Here is a 2951-nt window from a genome sequence, read left to right as displayed (position 1 = left end):
CTCGTCTACGAGCGCATGGCCGAGCGTCCGGCCACCCTGTACGGATCGGGGGCGGGCTCCAACTACCAGGCCCAGGGTCTCAAGCTCTCGAAGCACTTCGCCTGAAGCCCCGCGCGCCGAATCGGGCGTTTTGCAGTGCGAGACGCACCGCGATGCGGATGACGCATGTCTTGTGGATTGCGGGGACAGCGCCGCGAACCGTGATCGGGGCGGTGGCGATCCAAGACCTGACGGGCCCGCGTCAAGATCTCGATCGACGATTCGCTGGTATTGCAGCGGCTTAACACCCGCGAACCATCCCCGCACCGAGCATCGCCCAGGGCTTGCTGGTTCCGAGGCGCGTAAACGGACGACGCCCGCCCCTTAATCCCGGAAAATGGGATCTGGTGACTGAATTATTCTGCTTGCACGCATATCTGGTATACCAAATAATGCATACATGCGGCCCTGGATTTTTGGCGTCGCAGCGTCACCCCACGCCAGCGGGGCGCGAAATTGCAAGATAATTCGAATTCGGCATAACAACACGAAACACAGAATCAAATACGGGAGAAAGCTCATGGCCCTGACCGCTGCCGCGCCCCCAACGGCGAAACCGACCGTCAATCGATGGCTGCAACTTGTTCTCGGCGTGGCCTGCATGGTCGCGGCGGCGAATATTCAATACGCCTGGACCCTCTTCGTTCCGGAAATCCAGAAAACCTTCGGCTGGGATCGCGCCGCGATCCAGGTCGCCTTCACGATCTTCGTCGTGGTGCAGACTTGGCTGACGCCAATCGAGGGTTACTTCATCGACAAGTACGGCCCGAGCCGGGTGGTGATGTTCGGCGGCCTGATGACGGGTCTGGCCTGGATCATCAACTCCTACGCCACCTCGCTCACCGGCTTCTACATGGGCTCGGTGGCCGGCGGCATCGGCGTCGGCTGCGTCTACGCCACCTGCATCAACAACGCCTTGAAGTGGTTCCCGGACAAGCGCGGCCTCGCGGTCGGCCTGACGGCGGGCGGCTACGGCGCCGGCTCGGCCCTGACGATCATTCCGATCGCCAACATGATCTCCCAGGGCAGCTACGCCCAGGCGTTCTTCGTCTTCGGCCTGATCCAGGGCGGCATCATCATGCTAGCGGCCATCGGCCTGCGCGGTCCGGCCAAGGGCGAGGTCGTCTACTCGACCAAGGTGCTGCAGACCCGCCGCGACTACACCCTGCGTGAAGCCCTGCGCACGCCGGTGTTCTGGGTGATGCTGCTGATGTTCACCTGCACGGTCACCGGCGGCCTGATGGCGGTGGCCCAGCTCGGCGTCATCGCGCAGGATCTCGGCGTCAAGGAATTCCAGGTCAACCTGTACTTCTTCGCCATGGCGGCCCTGCCCTTCGCGCTGATGCTCGACCGGGTGATGAACGGCATCTCGCGCCCGCTCTTCGGCTACATCTCGGACCGGATCGGCCGCGAGAAGACGATGTTCATCGCCTTCTCGATGGAAGGCATCGGCATCGTGGCGCTCGGCTACTTCGGCACCAACCCGTGGGCCTTCGTGATCCTCTCGGGCATCGTGTTCCTGGCCTGGGGCGAGGTCTACTCGCTGTTCAGCGCCACGGCCGCCGACACCTTCGGCTCCAAGCACATCGGCAAGATCTACGGCGTGCTCTACTGCGCCAAGGGTTTCGCGGCCCTGTTCGTCCCCGTGGGCAACCTGCTCATGCAGGCCACCGGCACCTGGGCCACCGTGCTCTACACCGTGGCGGTGATGGATCTGATCGCGGCCTTCCTGGCCCTGGCGGTGCTCCGGCCCATGCTCAAGCGGCACCACGCCGCGCAGGGGAACGTCCAGCCCGCCGGCGTCCTCGCCCACGCCTGAGCCCGGCGCCCGCCCCCGCCACACGGAGGGCGGGCCCATAGAGGGGATCGCCCTCCCGAGACCCGACAGCCCCGCGCCGGATTCCATTCCGGAGCGGGGCTGTCGATGCCAGAGGTCCACGGCCGGACAACGCGCCCGCTCCAGAGCCGACGCCTCCCGGGGGCCGGGGGCGGGCGAGGCAGGCCCGCGGACCCGGCGGCATCCAGCAGAATGGCATGGCGCAACGCCGCTGGAATTCCTGTCGGCCCCTCATTCGGCGAGCCGGTGACCCTTTCGGCGAATGACACGTCAGCGACCGTCCGCCCTCCCTGCGCCGAAGGGTTCCGAGATGATCCTCTCCATCCTCATCGCCTTGGTCAGCATTCCCTTCGCGGGCATCGTCCTGCGCACCGCGGACTTCAACCGCGACGTCTTCGCCGTGCTCTACGTTTCGTCCCTGGGCCTCGTCCTCTCGGCGATTCTGCTCGCGAGCGGCTACTACCTGCTCCCGCTCCTGCCGGTCGTGGCCGACCCGCCGCCCCGTTGAGTCCGCCGCCCCACCACGCGCTCGGGCGAGATACGTTCGACGAAACGAAAAAATCCGTGCCGGAGCCGTGCACCAATAGCATGACCGCACTGCGGTATGTGGCATACCAAATTTCATGGTGCGGTGCGATACACACTTATCGCAACGCCACAGGGGTCTCCGCCATGATCGCTCTGTTTGTTCTCGGCCTCGCCGCCGTCGCCGTGGGTCCGATGCTGGCCCTTCTCACCGACGACGCCGCGCCTTCGACAGCCGATACGGGTTCGGCCGGCATGTTCGTCGCCCTCAACGACAACGCCCGCAGCGAAGCCCGCCGCGCCGCCTGATCCATCCGTCCGACGGATTCGGCTTCGTTCGACCCGCCCGACAGCGTCGCGGCGGGTCTTTTCATGGGCCGGCCCCTTCCTCGAACGTTGCTTGAGGGGAAGCACGCGCCGCGTGGACCTAGGGGGAGCGCGCGGGACGTGCCGCTGCGGTCCGGGGCGCGCGAGCAGGCTTCGCCACGGGCCGCTCTTCCAGGCCGCCGGTTCCGCTGCCGTCGTCGAGAGCCGGGATCAGGTCGAGGCT

Annotated in this window: 4 protein-coding genes; all 4 read left to right on the top strand. The window is 66.0% G+C overall.

Translation table 11 applies throughout. From position 1 onward, the window contains the following. Positions 1-105, top strand: a 105-nt coding sequence (locus tag K2X24_RS20795) for a 2'-deoxycytidine 5'-triphosphate deaminase (protein ID WP_292500686.1), incomplete at its 5' end; no start/stop codon positions are given. Between the two features lie 454 nt (positions 106-559). After that, complete coding sequence (gene oxlT / locus K2X24_RS20790; RefSeq protein ID WP_292500684.1) at positions 560-1858, top strand: oxalate/formate MFS antiporter; 1299 nt, start codon at positions 560-562, stop codon at positions 1856-1858. Between the two features lie 328 nt (positions 1859-2186). Further along, positions 2187-2384 (top strand): hypothetical protein, encoded by a 198-nt coding sequence (locus K2X24_RS20785; RefSeq protein WP_292500682.1) that lies wholly within the window; start codon positions 2187-2189, stop codon positions 2382-2384. A gap of 164 nt (positions 2385-2548) precedes the next feature. Beyond that, on the top strand, positions 2549-2710 hold the full coding sequence (locus K2X24_RS20780) for a hypothetical protein (protein WP_238282834.1): 162 nt from the start codon (positions 2549-2551) through the stop codon (positions 2708-2710). Positions 2711-2951 lie beyond the last annotated feature (241 nt).

It is taken from the genome of Methylobacterium sp. (assembly GCF_019750675.1).
Lineage (GTDB): Bacteria > Pseudomonadota > Alphaproteobacteria > Rhizobiales > Beijerinckiaceae > Methylobacterium.
Note: the sequence above shows the minus strand (reverse complement) of the source record. Positions and strands in the feature narration are given on the sequence as shown.